This window comes from Novosphingobium olei, from assembly GCF_012927405.1.
GTDB lineage: Bacteria > Pseudomonadota > Alphaproteobacteria > Sphingomonadales > Sphingomonadaceae > Novosphingobium > Novosphingobium olei.
This window is the reverse complement of record NZ_JABBGM010000003.1, coordinates 395,444-412,500: the sequence shown is the minus strand read 5'-3', so window position 1 is coordinate 412,500 and position 17,057 is coordinate 395,444. Positions and strand designations below refer to the sequence as shown.

The 17,057-nt window shown below is 59.6% G+C and carries 9 protein-coding genes; all 9 read right to left on the bottom strand.

The features are described 5' to 3' along the window. Positions 1 to 29: 29 nt before the first annotated feature. The 9 genes from HHL27_RS22405 to HHL27_RS09805 all read right to left on the bottom strand — a co-directional run bounded on the left by HHL27_RS22405 (position 30) and on the right by HHL27_RS09805 (position 16,893). Positions 30 to 572: an integrase arm-type DNA-binding domain-containing protein gene (locus HHL27_RS22405; protein ID WP_240959603.1), complete on the bottom strand. Its 543-nt coding sequence runs from the start codon at positions 570 to 572 to the stop codon at positions 30 to 32. Positions 573 to 896: 324 nt separating this feature from the next. Beyond that, positions 897 to 2,609, bottom strand: coding sequence for a subtype B tannase (locus HHL27_RS09840; protein ID WP_169493219.1), 1,713 nt, complete (start codon positions 2,607 to 2,609; stop codon positions 897 to 899). A 270-nt stretch (positions 2,610 to 2,879) separates the two neighbouring features. Beyond that, positions 2,880 to 3,854, bottom strand: a complete 975-nt coding sequence (locus HHL27_RS09835; protein ID WP_169493218.1) for a DUF6607 family protein — start codon at positions 3,852 to 3,854, stop codon at positions 2,880 to 2,882. A gap of 20 nt (positions 3,855 to 3,874) precedes the next feature. Then, positions 3,875 to 6,013 carry a TonB-dependent hemoglobin/transferrin/lactoferrin family receptor gene (locus HHL27_RS09830; RefSeq protein ID WP_169493217.1) on the bottom strand — a complete coding sequence of 713 codons (2,139 nt, stop codon included), beginning with the start codon at positions 6,011 to 6,013 and terminating at the stop codon, positions 3,875 to 3,877. A gap of 2,244 nt (positions 6,014 to 8,257) precedes the next feature. Then, positions 8,258 to 9,358, bottom strand: coding sequence for a sensor histidine kinase (locus HHL27_RS09825; protein ID WP_169493216.1), 1,101 nt, complete (start codon positions 9,356 to 9,358; stop codon positions 8,258 to 8,260). 740 nt (positions 9,359 to 10,098) lie between these two features. Next, positions 10,099 to 11,769, bottom strand: a complete 1,671-nt coding sequence (locus HHL27_RS09820; protein ID WP_169493215.1) for a type II secretion system protein GspD — start codon at positions 11,767 to 11,769, stop codon at positions 10,099 to 10,101. 93 nt (positions 11,770 to 11,862) lie between these two features. Beyond that, the gene (locus HHL27_RS09815) at positions 11,863 to 12,963 is read right to left on the bottom strand and encodes a lipocalin-like domain-containing protein (RefSeq protein ID WP_169493214.1); all 1,101 of its coding nucleotides are present in this window, start codon (positions 12,961 to 12,963) and stop codon (positions 11,863 to 11,865) included. Positions 12,964 to 12,997: 34 nt separating this feature from the next. After that, positions 12,998 to 14,086: a carotenoid 1,2-hydratase gene (locus HHL27_RS09810; RefSeq protein ID WP_206069493.1), complete on the bottom strand. Its 1,089-nt coding sequence runs from the start codon at positions 14,084 to 14,086 to the stop codon at positions 12,998 to 13,000. Positions 14,087 to 14,538: 452 nt separating this feature from the next. Next, on the bottom strand, positions 14,539 to 16,893 hold the full coding sequence (locus HHL27_RS09805) for a TonB-dependent receptor (RefSeq protein WP_169493213.1): 2,355 nt from the start codon (positions 16,891 to 16,893) through the stop codon (positions 14,539 to 14,541). Positions 16,894 to 17,057: the final 164 nt, after the last annotated feature.

The window sequence follows — 17,057 nt, the reverse complement described above, 5'->3', positions numbered from 1 at the left end:
TTGGAGCCCTTCCGCCGCAAGCGCAGCGCCTAGGCATATTTGACCAGTGCTGCCAGGACCGGCAGGGCGCGATTGAACAACCCCTCCCGCGTACCCGCGCAGTCGTCGCGCCAGCGGTGAATGTCGGCGGGAAGAATGTCCGCCACGCGCATCGCGCCGAACGTTGGTGCGATGACGGTCTTCCAAGCGTTCCAGTTCCGCTTGGTCGTCGATGCTTTCCAAACCCGCGAAAGATCGCCCCAATAGGTTTCGACGAAGTCCGACATGATCGGCGTCGACTTGACCACGGCGCGCTTGGGCAAGCCATCGAGCGCCACCTCGGCAAGCAAGCGCCGGGCCGGTGCTCGGGCAAGCTCTGCCGCGAGTTCGTCGGAACGGCCCAATGTGATCCGGCGATGTTTGCCGCGAAGGCGCAGACGAACGAACCAGTAGGTGTTGCCGGTCGGCCTGCCGCGCAGACTAAAGCCAGCGAGTTCGGTATCCCAGATGCAGTATTCCGTTTCGCGCAGCGGCAGCTTGCGCCGCGCAAAGTTGCCATCGAGAAGTGCCCGGCGCCAGGGATTTCGCCGCATGGGGACCATATGGCCATCGCCCATATCAAAACTGGGGTCGAAAGTCGCGGAATTCCGGTCGTTTGCTGGGACCATATGGCCTTCAGCGGCATGCGCGCTGCCGAGCAGCCCCAGCATCTCGCGCACTGATTTTACGGCATTGTTTCCCATACCTCAGCAGTGTAACTGCGTAGGGTGTGCATACCAGATCCGAAACCAAGGGCCCACTGATGAAGAGTGGTTTTGCGTCCGCACGAAGCCGATTGAGGCCACTAAGGTCCGCAAATCCCACTATACTTACTCACGTCGAGATATGACTTGGTCGCTTCAGCTATATGGTAAGACCTACCAGGACCCACTCTCCGAAATGACCTTTTTCAGCCAGCGATAGGCCGATTGCACATCGTAATCACCGCTGTGAGGGGTCATCCATGGTAGCGCGAAATCAAGTTCCTTCACCGCGCTATCGCCTGCGATGGCTCGCGAAAGCGCGATTTCGACAGGGAAGGCGGTGTCGCGGTCAATCATGCCATGGCGCACATACCAATAGGGCGCGACCCTGGCTTTGGCCTCGGCACCAAGGTAGCTGAACGGATCGATCATGCGAAGCTGCCGGGCCAGGGGTTGGCCACGGTGTGTGATCCAACCCTTCCAGGCGAGGCCCGCATCGTCCGCTCCGGAACCATCGCCCGCCACGTCATTGGCTTCCCAGCCGTAGGGGGTGAAGTTCGACCAGGCCTGATCGGCCGCGCCGAACAGCGTATTTTCGCCGTCGATGCCGGTGTTGCCGCTGTTGTGGCTGCGGTCGAAGGCGGGCACCGGCTTCAGCGGGGTGATGGCAGCGACGAAGGTAAGGAAAGCGCCGAGATCGAAATCGGTGACCTTGCCGCCGCTGACCGTCACCCAGTCGTTGGCCCGCGTGATCTGCATCGAGCCGCCAAACATGCGCGGGATGGCAATGTTGAAGGGTTCGCCTCGCGCGGGCACGGTGCCGCCTTGCGCGATGTGGTGCTCCACTTCCGCGATCACCTGCGCCCCAATGGCATCGCGCATCGTGGCGGCGGTCAGCGCCCGGCCGTCGGCGAGCTTCAGGTGCAGACTGTCCAGATAGGCGGGATAGCCGGCTGCAAGCCGGGCCGACGCGGCCATCTGGGCAGGCATCCATTGGCCGCCTCCGGTGTTGCCCCTCGTGCCGCCCGCCGACCGGACCGGCCCGTAGAGCCATTCATAAGCCAGATCGGCATGGCCAAGATCGGTAATCGGACAATAGGCTATCGCGGCAAAAACGGCATCGGACAGCGTGCTTTTTCCGGTTCGGCTGATCCCGGCAGCGCCGATTCTGGCCAGTTCGGGCAGAAAATCTGGGCTATCGCCCGAAGCGGCGATCACCGCAGTAAGACCCCCGCCACCCGAAGTGCCCGTCACCACGATCCGTTCCGCCGAACCGGGCAGGGCGGCATCGTTGAGTCGCAGCCAGCGGATGGCCGCCTTGGTATCGATCACCGCCGCCGGCGCATGGCCCGGATAGGTCCCATCGGCGGCCACGATGCCGCGTCCGCGTGTGCCTACGTCGACATAGACGTAGCCGGCGGCAAGCGCGGCGCCGACCTTGTCGGTGTTGCTGGTAGACTGATAGCTGCCGCCATCGCGGATGCCCGCCCGAAGCTCGCTGGCGAACCAGCCGCCATTGTTGACGTTGAGGATGATGGCCGCATCAGCCTTCGCCCCTTCAGGCACGAAAACATAGAGCGACTGGTAGGCGAGGGGGTTGGCAAGGACCTGTTTGTCCGCCGCAGCCGGGCTGCCTCCCGGTCCCATGCGGCGGGCGGGCTGATTGGCGGCCATGGCCACCGGTTTGCGGACATAGACAGCTTCATAGCGGCGCAGCGCCAACGGCTTGCCATCGAGCGTGACATGGACGAGCGTAAACGCCTTCGGATCGACCTGCAGGCGCGCGGCAGGTGCGGTCTTGGCCAGAGCCGTGCTGGCCCCGAATAAGGCAAGTGCTGCGGAGCAGGCCACTTTCACTGCCACTTTCGCATAGCGCCGGGAATTCATTGTCTTGCCATTCTTTCTCGCACCGTGGGGCGCTTTATCTGCGTGTGGCGGGATTGCCGCGCTGCCTTGCGCCGCGGTGAAGCTGGCGACGAATCTCGCGGGCCGGTGAAGAATGTCAGGCACTGATGTAAATCCCTACGATACAAGAAAAATTACGCGAAGCTGATGGTGCAATCATAGGCACGATCCACCCACAGGGCTAAGACCCACAATGTCGGCCTTGCCTTTTTGAACGCGCGATGTCGCTTCCAAACGGCAAGGCCCGCCAATTCAAAGCGTGCGCGTGTTTTCGTCCATGATGCGGCGCGCCTCGGCAATGGCCTTGGACGTGCTGGTCTTGCCCGACCGGATGTCGTCGGCAAGCTGCATCAGCCGCGCGCTGATAACGGTTCCGGTTTCAGCCTCCTCCTGAATGCCGATCCCGCCCTTTTGGGCGGCAACCTTGTCCCATTCCGCGCGAATGGCCGCCCAATAGTCTTTGGTCGCCGCCCAATAGTCGTCGGCGGCCTTGACGTTGTAGCCATCGAACCGGGTGTAGGTGTTGAGCACATATTCCTGCACAATTGGCGCCAGCTTGCCCTGCTTCCAACCCATCTTGGTGTTGTCCTGCCAGTGGATCCAGCCGTCGGGGCTGTTCTGGTGGCGGTTGATCGAGAGGTAGCGATCATACACGGGCTTGCGCACCGCATCGCGGCGCGCAAGCGGGCGCCAGGTCCAGTTGGAACGCCAGCGGCGCACGCCGCCTTGGGTCTCGAACTGGCCCCAGCCGCCATAGCGCGGGGAATCGTCGACCTGCCAAACTGTCTGCGACCAGCGGCCGGTGCGCATCTTTTCCGGCACTTCTTCCCACTTCCAGGTGTTGCGATCCGCATATACCAGCACGCGGGCTGGTTCATACTCCCAATCCTGGCGCCAGTGCTTGATCACCATGTCCTTGCCTTCGTGCTCCACCACCAGCAGGTGCTGAAGCACGATCTTGCGCCCGGTGTCCTCGATCACGCGAACGACTTCGTGGCCGCCGGAGGTTTTCTTTTCCAGCGGGGTATAGGCCGGATCCCAGCGGGTGGATTCCTGCATGTCGAAACTCACGCGGTAGTTCCCCGCCATCGCGAGGATATCGGCGCGGTCGGTTTCAAAGCTGGCCGCCGCTTGTTCTGCGGCGATTGGCGGATGGGCCAGAGCAGGGCTGGCAGCGAGGGCAACGGCAAGCAGGCTTGCACCGAATAAAGACTTGATGGGGTTCACAGGTTTGCCTCCCTTTGAGATCAGAAACGATAGCTGAGCGAGACGCTCGCGTTGCGGCCGGGCTGGGTATAGGCATCGGCAATGGTCGTGGTGGAGGCCAGCCCGCGCACGTCGCTCCACCAGGCATATGTCGTGTCGAGCAGGTTGAAGAGGCCGGCCCGCAGCGTCAGCCCCTCCGCGATCCGGGCATTCGCGGTCAGATCAAGGATGGTGAAGGCATCGGGGCGATAGCAGGCCGGGGAGCATAGGCCGGTGGTGCGGTCCAGCGCCTTGCGCGCGCTGTGCGTCACGATCAGCTGCCCGCCAAACCGCCCCCGTGGATCGCGATAGCCCAGGCCCACGACCAGCTTGAGCGGGTCGATCGTGGAGAGCGGGGTGCGGATGCCGCCCGGCTCGATCACGTCCCCTGTCGCGTAGGACAGCGCGAGCGTGGCATGGAGGCCACTGCGCGCGCGACCCTCGAACCGGGCTTCGGCGCCTTTCACGCGGACCCGGTCCAGATTGACATACTGGTAGATGGCCGGATCGGTAGGGGTGAAGCTGCCGCTGACCACTTCCTGGCTGATGAAATCCCGGTAGCGTGATGAAAATGCCGTCAGATCGAGGCTTACCGCTCGGCTGGAATAGCGCAGGCCGCCTTCGAAGCTTTCGCTGCGTTCCGGGCCGAGATCGGGGTTGGGGCGCGAGGTGTAGCCGAAGGCAAGGTTCTGGAAAAACTGGTTGACCTGCCCGGGTTCAGGGGCCTTGAAGCCGGTCGCATAGTTGCCGAACAGGCGGATGGTGTCGGTCAGCTTCCACACGGCGCCGAATTTGGGCGAAAGGCGCGCGCCGCTCTGCGAAGCACCGGTGAAGCTGGGCAGCAAAACGTCCTTGCGCGGATCAAGCGAATACCAGTCGAGGCGCAGCGCCGGATAGAGCGTCAGCGCGCCGAACGTGATCTGGTCACCGGCAAACAGCCCCGCCCGGGTAAAATCGGTGGTCGGAAAGGCGCGGGTGGGAAAGACTTCTCCGGCAGGCGGAACCACGCCGTCGCGCAGTCCGCGCTGGCGCGTGCGGCTGTAATCGCCGCCGAAAACCAGCCGGTGAGAGAGCGCGCCGGTGGCGAAATCAGACCGCGCATCGGCGGAAAAACCGATCACGCGATTCTCGAAAGTGTTGAGCCTCTCGCGGTCTGCCGCCGGGGTGCGGTCCTCGTCGGTAAACTGGCGGTCCTCGCCATCCTGCCAGAAGACCGCGGCGCGCGCGAAATCGATGATGCCGCTGCCTTCCCAGCTCCAGTCGAGGGCGATGCGCTTGCGCTCGCCCGTATCGATACCCTCGAGCAGTTCGACAGTCGCGCTGCGGCCGGTCAGGCCCTCGGTAAACAGATGCGTGCCAAGATATTCGCCCGTAAGGCGCAGCTTGTGGCCGCCTGCCGGGGCGTAGACGATCCGCGCGAGCACGGCATCGGAACGGCCGTCCTGGGGATTGGGCTCGGTGCGCGCAGCGCCAAGGCCGCCGACCGTCCCCTTGTTGTCCAGTTCCTGCCAGTCGCGCCGGGTATAGGCAGCCATCGCCGACCACGCGCCGGACCTGCCTGCGAGAATGGCTGTTTCGGCAAACTCGTTGTCCGCACTCGAATAGGCGCTCCGCACAAGTCCGCCCACGGTCTTGCCGCCTTCGAGGAAATCGGCAGGATCGGCGGTGATGAAGCTGACAGCGCCCGCCAGACCATCGCTGCCATAGAGCGCCGAGGACGGGCCGCGCAGGATTTCAACCGACTTGATCAGCCCGATATCGACATAATCGCCGCGCCCGGCACTTTGCGCGCCGAAACTGAAGCCATCAGGCACCCGCACGCCATCGACCTGCATGAGCACCCGGTTGCCGCCGATGCCGCGAATGGTGAAGCCGTCATTGCCGGCCCGCCCGGTCGCCGAGAGCGCAGCGTTGAAGCGGGCGGGCTGGCGCTGGACGCTGACGCCCGGCTCGAAGCGAACAAGATCCTTGATGTCCGTGGCGAGTTCATCGGCAATCTGCCCATCGGTCCGCAGCGACACCGTAACCGCCAGATCCTCGACCTTCACCGGCGTCCGCGTTGCGGTGACGACAATCTGGTTCATCCGGTTGAGCCAGTAGAAGCCGTCGTTGTCCTGCGCCTGAGCTGGAGCGCCGAGCATGGCAACGGCCAGTGCGAGGGATGCACATGCCGGCCGGGCGTGCTGCCATGCGGCGAATATCTGAGGACGCTGGCCAATCGAACACCCTTTCCTTTCGGGCTGCCGGAACTCTGGATACACCCCCATCTACGATCCTTCCTGCTAATGCGACTGACTCGCAGTAGCGGCTTATTCGCGATGTTAGGGCCTCCCGTCAACCCGTTCGGTGTCGGTAATCGCCTCGGCATCGCCTCTTGAGGTCGGCTTCTGCCGATGGAATAAGAGCGATGGAATCTATCAGGCGCTTGGTTTGGTTCTCTGCTGATTTCGCTGGCGGACCCGGCCATAGCGAGCGGTTTTTCCCCCCAAGCAGGTACAGTGAACCCATCGAGTTACGCGTGACTGAGGTGGTTACAAGCGAGGTTCGCCAGTCGATTTTGTTGCGGGCTCGGGCGATGCCGATGGTGCGAACAATGGCCCCCCATGCAATGTTTCTGGCTGACGAGCTCGTGATCGACCGCTAAGCGAGTCGTTGATCGCTCGGCATTGCCCCTGCCAATGCGCGCGGGATCGTCCGGCGCGGTAGCTTGCCGTTTCGGCGACCTGACAAGTTGCTGCCCATGGCCTAATCAGCGAGCGAGGAGAAATCTCCGCATCGATCTCGCGCCCCTGTAGCGCGACAAACTGGATGAGGATTCGTGTTGCCTCATGGAGGAATGTTCCCGAGTGGTCGATCATTGCCTCACGTAGTATGTACCCTGCAAGACATTGCCGGGCTTGACCACTGCTTGCCTGACGGATTGCCGCGCAGCCCCAAGCCGTAGGCGAGGCAGAGTGGCAATCCGTCAAGCAACGCCTACCAAAGCCCATGTGGCTGCCCTTTCCTTATTGCGCGAGGAATCTACTACGCTGCACACGAGCGCTCGGGCCTGTGCAGTGCGCTAACCTTTAAATCGACGCTGGACGGTCCGCAGGAGACCCTCCGTATAATCTCCCGGCACATTGGTCTGGAGCTTTTCCAGCAGCTCGCATCCAGTGAACCATGGCTCCTCGGTGAACCAAGTCTGCAACTGATCTGTAACCTCGGCCAGTGGATCTGGTAGCCGGCGCCCCCGTTGCTGTGGTAGTCTTACAGTTGTTGCGGGCAGCGCCTCGCCGCCCTGCCATAAGGTTTTTAGGCTCGACAGAAACGCATCCAAACGGGGGCGAGATCTCCTCCACCGGCGCAGCAGACGCAAACGCATCAGCGAGGACCACCAATTTCCGCTGGCCCGTCCGGATATCGCGCAGCAGGCGAACCGGGTCCAGCCCAGCGGCTGTGTCCCGCAACTGTTTACGTGTTTCCTCGCTGATCCGAGGCTCGTTGAGCAGGCGCTGGAACGGCGTGGCCGGGGCATGGCGCTTTTGCAAACGGCAAGCTCCCGTTTCTTGACCGGATGCTGCTCAACCAGACGACAGTTTTGGCCTTGCGCCATATCACCCGCTCCGCCGATTTCGATCTCCAGATTCCATTGCGCCGGCGGCACCAGCGAAATTGGCTCCGTTGCGCCACGATCGCGCACTATTCGCCGCCAGCAGTGCAACAAACCAAGGCTCACACCGTGCGATCGCTGAGCCGTTGGCGCCAGGTCCGGAGCTTTCCGCTGTTATGCACGCCTTCTCCCGCGGGTACCACCTCCGGTTCGTGCGCTGCGTACCCAGCAGCGTCGCATCGTGCAAAATCGCGTCGGCACTGTGCGGCACACTGTCCCCATCTGAATTCGCTCACAGTGCCGCATTGGTCAAATCACCTTGCCGACCGCCCGACGTCCATGTGGGGCGCACGCAACGCTAACGGCGATGCTGGTCTCAATGGCCTTGCGATGGGCTAGCGCCGAGATGAGGCCCTGTTCGATCCGGGCAGGATCGATGGCAGGCCGCTCTCACCACACGCCCAAGACCCACTGCGAGGTTTCCAGGTGCGGCGTCACCAGGACGCAGCTGAGGTAGCCGTCCATTTCCAATACCGGCAGGAGGCCGTGATCACGGGCCAGCGGCAGTTGGATGGAAAGAGGGGCAAGTGATGATGTGGTCACGGTGCTGATGGCGTTTGGGAACTATCGCGAGTCGCCTGCCAGCGCCCTAGTATCTGCTTAGTCACTTTGATCATGAGGCAATACGACACCCATAGCGCCGAAGTCCAAAGCCAGAGGACCATAAATTCAGTTTATGACGCTATTTTGAGTCAGTCCGAATCTATGCTGGCCACTACTAAATATCGAATTGTTATTTCACATCGGTAGTGAGCGGTCCGCTCAGCTTCAATTCCATCCCGTTACCACTAGCGTGCCATTGAGGCACTAGGTTCAGCGACGAAGCGATGGACTGTATGACTCGCGTGCCCAACCCTGTGCCTCTGGCTGCGCGCTCCGCTTCTGCTTGGCCAGCGTTCCCGTTGTCCCGGCAAACCAGCGCCAATTGGCTAGATTGCACTTTTATGTCCACTGCGATCGAGCCAACGCCAAGGCTAAAAGCATGCTTCGCGGAATTGGCGACGAATTCATTCACTACGAGGAGAAGGGAGTTAGCCAGTTCCGGAGCGACGCTGACGTCGCTCGTTGAAATTTTCAACTCAATCCCTTCAGAAAGTAAGGGTTGGAGGCCGGTTTCAATACGGGCGAATAGCGATTTGAGGCTGACCTGATCCTGGCAGCCAAGCTCATGAAGCTCTTCATGAAGAGCCGAAAGGGAGCGAATTCGGCTAATCGCATCCTCGAGTGCGTATCTCACGGCAATGTTGTTTTCTCTGCGGGCTTTCATCGAAAGCAGGGCGCTGATTGAGGCGAGGGAATTCTTGACCCGGTGATCAACCTCTCGTCGTAGCGTTTGCTCTCGTTCGAGCGATATGCGCAGGTCCAGTTCGCGCATAATATGGCGTGACAAGACCCGCAGCACTCCCCGCTGATGTTCTGTCAACTCCCGTGGTTTGTGATCCAACACGCAAAGCGTGCCTAACGGAAGACCGTTGGCTCCTTTGAGAACGGAGCCTGCATAGAAGCGGAACCCAGGATCGCTGGTACAGAGGGGATTATCTGCCATTCGTGCATCAGCAAGCGTGTCGGGGATTTCTATATAATCACCCTGCAGGATGGCGTGACCACAAAGGCTTGTTTCAAGCGGGGTTGATCTGACACCCAAACCGACTTCTGCCTTAAACCATTGTCGACCATGATCGATGAAATTGATGACCGACACAGGAGTTTGGCAAATTTCAGACGCTATCTCAACGAGCTCGTCAAACTCTCGCTCCCTTTGGGTGTCTAAAATCGCGTATCGCCGCAGCTCTCGTAGACGGTCATCTTCCAAGGGGTGAGGTGAAGGTTTCATATGATTTAATTATCGAAGTTTTAGGTGAATTGAAAGTCGATAATTTTCCTGTGGAGGTGTGCTGCCTCCAAGACAAAATAAGTTTCAACTAGGTGCCTGAATAGATATTCATCGCACTTGAAGATTTTCATAAGAAACACTTTATTCTGCATTTTTATTCCAAGTTTAAGATCTTTCAGTACACATTTATGAACCGCTAAATTAGACTCAATTTTATAAATACAGAAATAACAGTCAAATAGTCATATAGCAAAATAATATTACAATATTGCAGATATTGAATTAGTATAAAGATATAAATCATCTTACATACAATTGGGACCGTCTTTTCTGCCATTCGTATCGTATAACGCGTGAGAAGAATTGCTACGCAGTAAATGTTTTCAGTTGGTATGACCGGAGAATCTGCGGAAGCACACTGTCTTTACGGCACAGAAATTCTTGGGAAACTAGGTTCTCGAGAACCTTGACTCCAACCGATGGCTAACCCCGCCATGAAAAATGTAGAGGTCGCCGAGCTCAGCCTTCATAATCGCGTGAAGCAAAGGTGGCAGGTCAGGTCCGCCATCGTGCGCCCAACTCGTTCATGATTTTTTTGAGGCCTTGGATATATGCCTTTCTGGACGGAACTTTCCGCTGCTTCCGTCACGTTTTTTGGGATAGGATTTCAGGCGGGTGGAACCGATCGTGTTGGGGGGCGAGATCCTCTGTCCGCTAAAGCTAAGTGGGCAAAGGCGGCCTCATGGCTGCGTCGGAACGAGCGCACCAGGAGGAACCGCATCGCGACCGCCGGCAGTCTTGAGATCGAGCCTGCGGATCACGTGGGGTGTTACCATGATGTAAAGTTCGGTTTTCTGCTTGCTGATCTTGCTGGCACCCGCCAGAATCGAAAGGATTGGCAGGTCACCCAGGATCGGCAGTTTCGACCGGTTCTTGATCGAGCTCTCCTGCGACAGCCCGCCGATGACGAACGATTCCCCGTCTCGCACCGTGGCAAAGGTTTCAGCCTCTCGCTGGCTGATCGTGGGATAGCCTTGGAGATAGCCGGTCACGCTCGAGACGACGCAATAGATGTGGCTCGAAACGATGCCTTCCTCGGTGACGCGCGGGGCGATCTGCAAGGTCACGCCGACATTGACGTACTGGACCTGCTGTGAAACTCCGTTGACTCCGGAAAGCGTGATCGAGGTAAGGATGGGGATGGCATCGCCGGTGACGATCCGGGCCGACGCGCCGCTTTGCGCGGCAATGCGTGGGCGGGAAAGGATTTTGCCTTCGCCCTTCTGGATCTGGGCATAGAGCGCGGCCTGGACATTGACCGTGCCGTTGAACTGGTAACGGGTTAGTGGAAAGGCACCGCCGGAGGACGAAATGTTCCCGTAGGAGCCGTAGGCGGTCGCCACTTGGCCGTTGGCGTTGGCAAGATCGAGGCCGATGTTGCGGGCGCCGGTTTCGGTCAGCTCCACGATTTGGGTTTCAAGCATGACGGTGTCGATCGGGCGGTCAATCGCCGCGATCTGGGCCTTCAGCCGCTTGATAGTCTCGGTATCGCCCCTCAGCCAGATGGCATTGAGCCGGCGATCAATCGCAATGTTTGCATTGACTGGCTGCCCCAACGATTGGGCTTCACCAGTTTGGGTTTGGGCCCCCGGGTTGTAGCTGTTGCCCATGCCGCTGGCGCTGGTCGATCCGAAACCGGGGGAGCGGGGTACGAAGGTATCGTTGGGCTTAATCGCGCCGCTGTCGGCCAGAAGGCCTGCAACTTCGCTGACATCGGCATATTCGAGCATAACAAGCGCGAAGCCCATCGCTGCGTAATCAACCGAAGACGACCCCATGCCGGCCGCATTGCCCGTGCCGTTGCCCGAAGTGGCGGACGGCGTTGCACGATCGCCGCCACCATGTGGATCGCTGATAGTTACAATGACGCTCGCATCGGAATTGTCAGCCGATGCGATCTGCGCGCCGGGATATTTTGTGTCGAAGCGCAAAAACAGGAAGCCAGGGTTTTCCTCAACCCGAATGGTCTTCAGCGGCCCTTTGAAAAGGACGGGTATCGCGAGCTGCTGGCCCCGTTGCGTGAGAGTGAACGCGATGGCCGGTGTGCCAGAAGCATCGGATGCCGCGACATGGCTATTTATGCGTGGCGCAAGCTGCAGCTTGAGCACGGTCTTGGAGTCCGCATCCTCGACCACTGTTATTGCGGTCAGGTACGACAGGACTTCGCCGGTCTGTGCAAGGGCGGGCCGAACGCAGAAGAATGAGGCCAGTATGATTGCTACAGTCAGTCTGATGACCCGTGCCAGCGCGATTGTTTGACTTGTAACCCCAGCAAACGAGTCCCAAACAGCAAGCATTTGACCAAACCTTCCAAAACAGGATGCGGCGCAGTTCGTCTCCGAAACTCGCAAGGTCCAGATTCTCGTACCTTTTTAGTGAGCAGATACTCAAGAATCGGAAAATGTCCGGGTGCAGCACACCCGGACATCCTCTAACCGCGCCCCTTATGGCAGCGAAGCATATGGTTGGTTGTAGGGATTTACTTCGACGTAGCTACGTCCAGTGACGGTCTGTCCATTGAGCGTGCCCGCAACTTCCGAAGTGCCTTCCCAATAGGTGCGGTGGCCTGGCCAGATCATTTCTTGGTCCTGGACCTGCGGGGTAACGGTAACCGCGCCCTCGGGCAGGATCACTTTCCACTTCGACGGGTAATTGTAACCCGATTTCGGGCTGCGCCAAGTCGAAAGGACGTTGAGGTCCATCTGCGCGCCGGTCAGCGTGCTACTGACGCCGTTCACAACGCGCGTACCGAACTTGTTCACGACGGCACCGGTCGACGGGTCCTGCAGATAATAAAGCATGTATTGCGTGTTATTGTCGAGCTGCATCGCGAACCAATTCCAGCCACCGCCGAAAATCGTTCCGCCACCGTCGATGACAGTACCTTTAACGAACCATTGGCGGTCCTGCCAAGAAATACCGGTGACTTTGATCGGGACGCCATTGTCGTAAATTGTGCCGACGGTGTCGAGCGCGGTCGACGAATAGTAGGCTGATGTTTTGCCAATCGGGCGGTAATCCACGACGCCGTTGCCATTGTGGACGACGAAAGGAATTTTACTGCTTGTGGTCAGATCAATGCCAAAGCGGCCATCGGAAAGCATGCCCTTGATCGCGTACCGTTGCTGAGACCCGCTGATCGACCAGTCCTTGTTGGTGAAGCTAAACCCGCCGGTTTGCGTCGGGATAATGTCAGCCTTGATCCGCTCCTCGACCCGATGGAGTTTGTTATTCACGTCGGTGATGGCGACGTGCCACGAATAAGTGGCGGGGCCGAGCGGCAATGGCCAGAGCTGGAACACGGTGACCTCGTAACCGTACTCTCGCTTGGCGCCGCTCGGATCTGTGCCGTAAAGGTGGCCAACGAAATACCACCATTCAAGCTGGCTATGATGGGCTCCTTCGTCCTTGGGCAGGACTACGGGTGCAGGTTGTTCAAAAAGTTGGGCTTGGGCTGGCGATGCAGCGATCCCGCCAAGCATTGCGACTGCGGACAGCCAGCATGCTGCGCGGCCCAGAAGCCTGCGACCTCTCTTCCAATTCATTCATCCCTCCTGTTTTGAGCATTTTGTCGGTATTTTAGGGCAAAATCCGTAAGCCCCAATCGACACCCCAAGGGTTCATCTCCGCGAACGCCTTCCCAGTTACGGCCCTGCCCCCCAAGGTTCCGGTGACTTTCGCGGGGCCTTCATAATAAAATTTCTGAGTAACCGGGGCGTACAGCTCCGCATCCTGGATCATCGGCACGATATTGATCGAACCTTCCGGGAGGTTGACCTTCCAGCTCGCCGGATAGGTGTAGCCCGTGTGGGGGCTCTTCCAGCTGCCCATGCGTTCGAGGCTGAGCTGGTTCTCCGGGATCGGCGTAAACGTGCCATTCGCTGTCTTCACGCCGATGACCTTGTCGATTGTGCCATTGCCTTTCATGAAGAAGCTGAGGTTGTACTGCGTGTTGTCATCCATCGAGACGCCAAACCACGTCCAGCCGCTGTCAGCCTGACCGGGAGCGCCGGTGGCCCATTCGTGGTCGTACCAAGTGGTACCGGTGACCTTGATCGGCACGCCATGATCCCAAAGCGTGCCTGTCGTGCGGTTGACGTTGTAGGAATAGTAAGGGGACTTCCAGGTGCCGTAGGTCTCGACGCCATTGGCGCCGTTCAGCGTCGGTCCCTGTGTCGCCTGCGAAGTGAGGTCGATCGCATACTGAAGGTCCGCACGCGCGGCCTTGGCGTAATAACCGCCCATGGAGCCGCCCATCTTGAACCCGAGCACGTCGAGATCGAAGCGGTTTTGCGTGCTGGTGAATAGACCCGGCAGGGTGCGTTTTTCAAAGCTGAAGGTGCCGCGATTCAGGTCGGAGATGGCGAAATGCGCATCATAAACCGGGGGAAGACCGGCGACTGGTGCGATCTGGAAGACCACGACCTGATAGGCGTAGGAACGCTTCTTGCCCAAGGGGTCGGTGCCATCGATGAAGCCGGTCATGTACCACCATTCAGCGGGCTGACGATGCGCGGCTTCGTCCTTTGGCAGGGTGATGCCAGTTTCGATCGGCGGAAATTCACCGATCGCCTGAGCCGAAGCCGCTGTCGGTAGGGCGAAGCTGCCTGTGCTCAGAATGGATACTGCAAGGGTGCACGCGGCCGCGCGCAAACGCACTTTCTTCATGGCCAATTTTCTCCCAGTCCGGCCTATTCCGACCGATTTTGCTGCTGCCAAGGGGCGGGTTTGGCGGTCCGAGCATCCGCGATTTGCCAGCTGCCGGAATTGCGACTCGTCCGTTTGCCGTTTCCACCTTGGAGAAAAAATCAAACCAGTCAACGCGGACTATAAAATATTTTAATGCGGCGGTGTCGCGCTGCTGATTGTGGAAGGTGTCTCGCATCGTTCTCAGCTCGCTCGATTGGCGGATCTCCGGAAATACCTAGTTTAGTATGGTTCTGCAGCATGTCGTAAATGGGGGTTGGATCACCGATTGGGGAGGGCGAAGATTGGAGATCCTCAATCGCGACGCCAATGTCGCGCACCTAATAGTCTACATAGACTATAAAGTAATGCGACCATTGTTAAGACGTGGGCCGGATGTCGAGAAGGCGACGTCCGGCCCCTTCGCGCAGAGTTCAGTAATGGAAGCCGATCGTTGCGCCGAAGGTGCGCGGCATCCCGGTCTGGCGGACCAGGGCATCGTTGATGCGCGTGGCGGACGTCCAGTACCATTTGTCGGTCACGTTGCGGCCCCAGATACTGAAACGCCAGTTTCCGGCTTCGACGCCTACACGCAAATCGACCAATTGGTAGGCCGGAACCCTCTCGTTCGCATTGGGCACGAAGCTGGTGTAGGTACCGCTCTGCGTGGTCAGGTTGCCCCCGACGAATGCGTTGAGATTTTCGGCCAGAGCCCAGCGGTACTGGGCATCCACCGAGGTCTGCAGCTTGGGCACCAGCGGAAAGGCGCGGCCGCCGAAATCAGCCGGTGCGCCGACATAATCGAAGTTCAGGAACTGGCCGCGAACCTTGGTGTCGGTGTAGGACAGGACGGGATTGATCGTCAGTCCTGCAACCGGCCGCCAAGATGCGGCCACCTCGAAGCCTGCAACACGCGATCTCGGAACATTGAGCAGCTTGAGCAGGGTACCGAAAGCAATATCTGCATAGCGGCCGATGGTCTGCTTGTTGCGGTAATCGTAGTAGAAACCGGCAGCGGTGATATCGAGCGTCCGGTCGAACAGCGAGCTCTTGAGGCCGACTTCGTAGGCGCGCACCCGTTCCTGCGTCACCGGGTCCATCTCGGCCTGAGTTGAGGCGATGATGGTGGGGAAGCTGCCTGCCTTGTAGCCTTGGCTGACGTTGGCATAGATCAGGGTGTTGGCATCGACCTTCCAGTTAAGGCCGACGCGCCAGCTGACATTGTCTTGCTTGAGCCGGTCCTTGCGGCACCCCATCAAGAAAGTCGGCGCGGCGCCCAGCGAAAGGCAATCGTTCAAACCAGGCATCTGTCCGCTGGGCGTGAAAATGCCGTAAGCGGCGCGCAGCTGCGCCTGCAACAGGGTGAAGAAGAACGCCGTGTTGCCGTTTACACCATCGTAGGCCTGACCGAAGAAATCGCGGGTGGTTTGGGTATAGCGGGCGGCGCCCTGCAGCTTTAACGTGTCGGTCAACGGGTATTCGACGTTGGCGAAGGCCGCCACCGTTTTGATCTTCTGATCAGTCTGTTCGTAGTTGCCGGGTAGGTTGAGGATCGTAAGCGGCGACAGCGACAGCAGGACGTGGCTGAATGACCCGTCGCGATTGAGAATGCGGAACTGATCGAAAACGGTATCGTGTTCGTAGTTGCCGCCGATCAGCCAGTTTCCCTTGCCGCCAAAGCTGCCATCGACGCGTAGCTCCTGATACCAGGTCTTAACGTCGCCCGCCTGGATCGTGGAGTAGTCCTGAAACGCGGTGCCATCGCCTTCCACGGGCTGATTGCGCTTGAAGCGCTGGTATGAGGTCATCGATGTCAGGCTGACATCCTCGTCGAGGTCGTATTTCAGCTTGAGCGAGCTGAAGAGCAACGAGTTTCGGCGATGATAGTCAACGCCCGCGTCCCAATCAGCAGCGCGGTTGTTTTTCGGGGCGACCGGGTAGGCCAGCAGGCCTGGCGGCATCAGCAGCTCGGCACCGGGTGTGAGCACCTGGATCCCGAAGAACTGCGGGGCGGGGGTCTCGCCATGATCGCGCCACGCGCTGACATTCAGGCTGGCGTGGAAGTTGCTGGCGGGATCCCAGTCGAGCAGGACGCGGCCATTCAGCAGATCGCGCTCGCCCAGCTTGGCGTTAGTCGTGTAGCTCTTCTGCCATGCGCCGCCTTGGCTTGCCGAAAAGGCTAAGCGGCCCTTGAGCGTGCTGCTAAGCGGGCCAGACACGAAGCCGTTGATGTCTACAGCGTCAAAGCGGCCGTAGCTGACTTCGCCGCCGGCGCTGAAGTTGTCGGTGGGGCGGGCGGCGATGAAGTTGATCAGGCCACCTGTGGAATTCTGGCCATATAGAGTGCCCTGCGGCCCCTTCAGCACTTCGACGCGCTGAAGGTCGAGCGCCACCCCGGCGGTTTCGGGGCTGAACGGAATCGGCACTTCATCGGAATAGACCGTGACGGTCGGTGCGGCAGAGAGCGTCGTCTCCTGATAACCGATACCGCGCAGCGTGAAGACGTTGGAGCCATACGGCGTAGGGTTGCTGTTGAAGCCAGGAACGATCTTGACCAGGTCCTGCGGCGCGGCAATCCCGGCATTGCTCAGCGCGACATTGCTCAGCGCCTGAATCGACATGCCGACATCGTTGACCCGTTCGCTGCGCTTCTGCGCGGTTACGATGATCTCGCTTGACGGGGCTTCTAGTGCTGTTCCGGGCTGCTCCGGAGATCCCGATTGTGCAGGGGCCGACTGTGCATGGGCAACCGACGTGATGGCTAGTGCGAGAAAGCTGGTGGCGGCCAAGGACGCAGTCCTGGCCAAGGCTGATCTGAACATTTCCCCTCCTCTGGGTCTCTTCCATTTCGATGGTGTGCGAGCGTGTAGCCACGGCGCCAACCGCGTTGGCTCCCCGTTCCCCAAGCCTCGCTACACATTTCTCACAGCGGAGAAAAGTAGTTTATGCTGAT

What these genes read in the sequence shown, in the direction of transcription:
- HHL27_RS09830 (WP_169493217.1), bottom strand. Translation starts at nt 6,013, where the DNA reads ATGCTCGGCGCTCCAGCTCAGGCGCAGGACAACGACGGCTTCTACTGG.
- HHL27_RS22405 (WP_240959603.1), bottom strand. Translation starts at nt 572, where the DNA reads ATGCGGCGAAATCCCTGGCGCCGGGCACTTCTCGATGGCAACTTTGCG.
- HHL27_RS09815 (WP_169493214.1), bottom strand. Translation starts at nt 12,963, where the DNA reads ATGAATTGGAAGAGAGGTCGCAGGCTTCTGGGCCGCGCAGCATGCTGG.
- HHL27_RS09825 (WP_169493216.1), bottom strand. Translation starts at nt 9,358, where the DNA reads ATGAAACCTTCACCTCACCCCTTGGAAGATGACCGTCTACGAGAGCTG.
- HHL27_RS09810 (WP_206069493.1), bottom strand. Translation starts at nt 14,086, where the DNA reads ATGAAGAAAGTGCGTTTGCGCGCGGCCGCGTGCACCCTTGCAGTATCC.
- HHL27_RS09840 (WP_169493219.1), bottom strand. Translation starts at nt 2,609, where the DNA reads ATGAATTCCCGGCGCTATGCGAAAGTGGCAGTGAAAGTGGCCTGCTCC.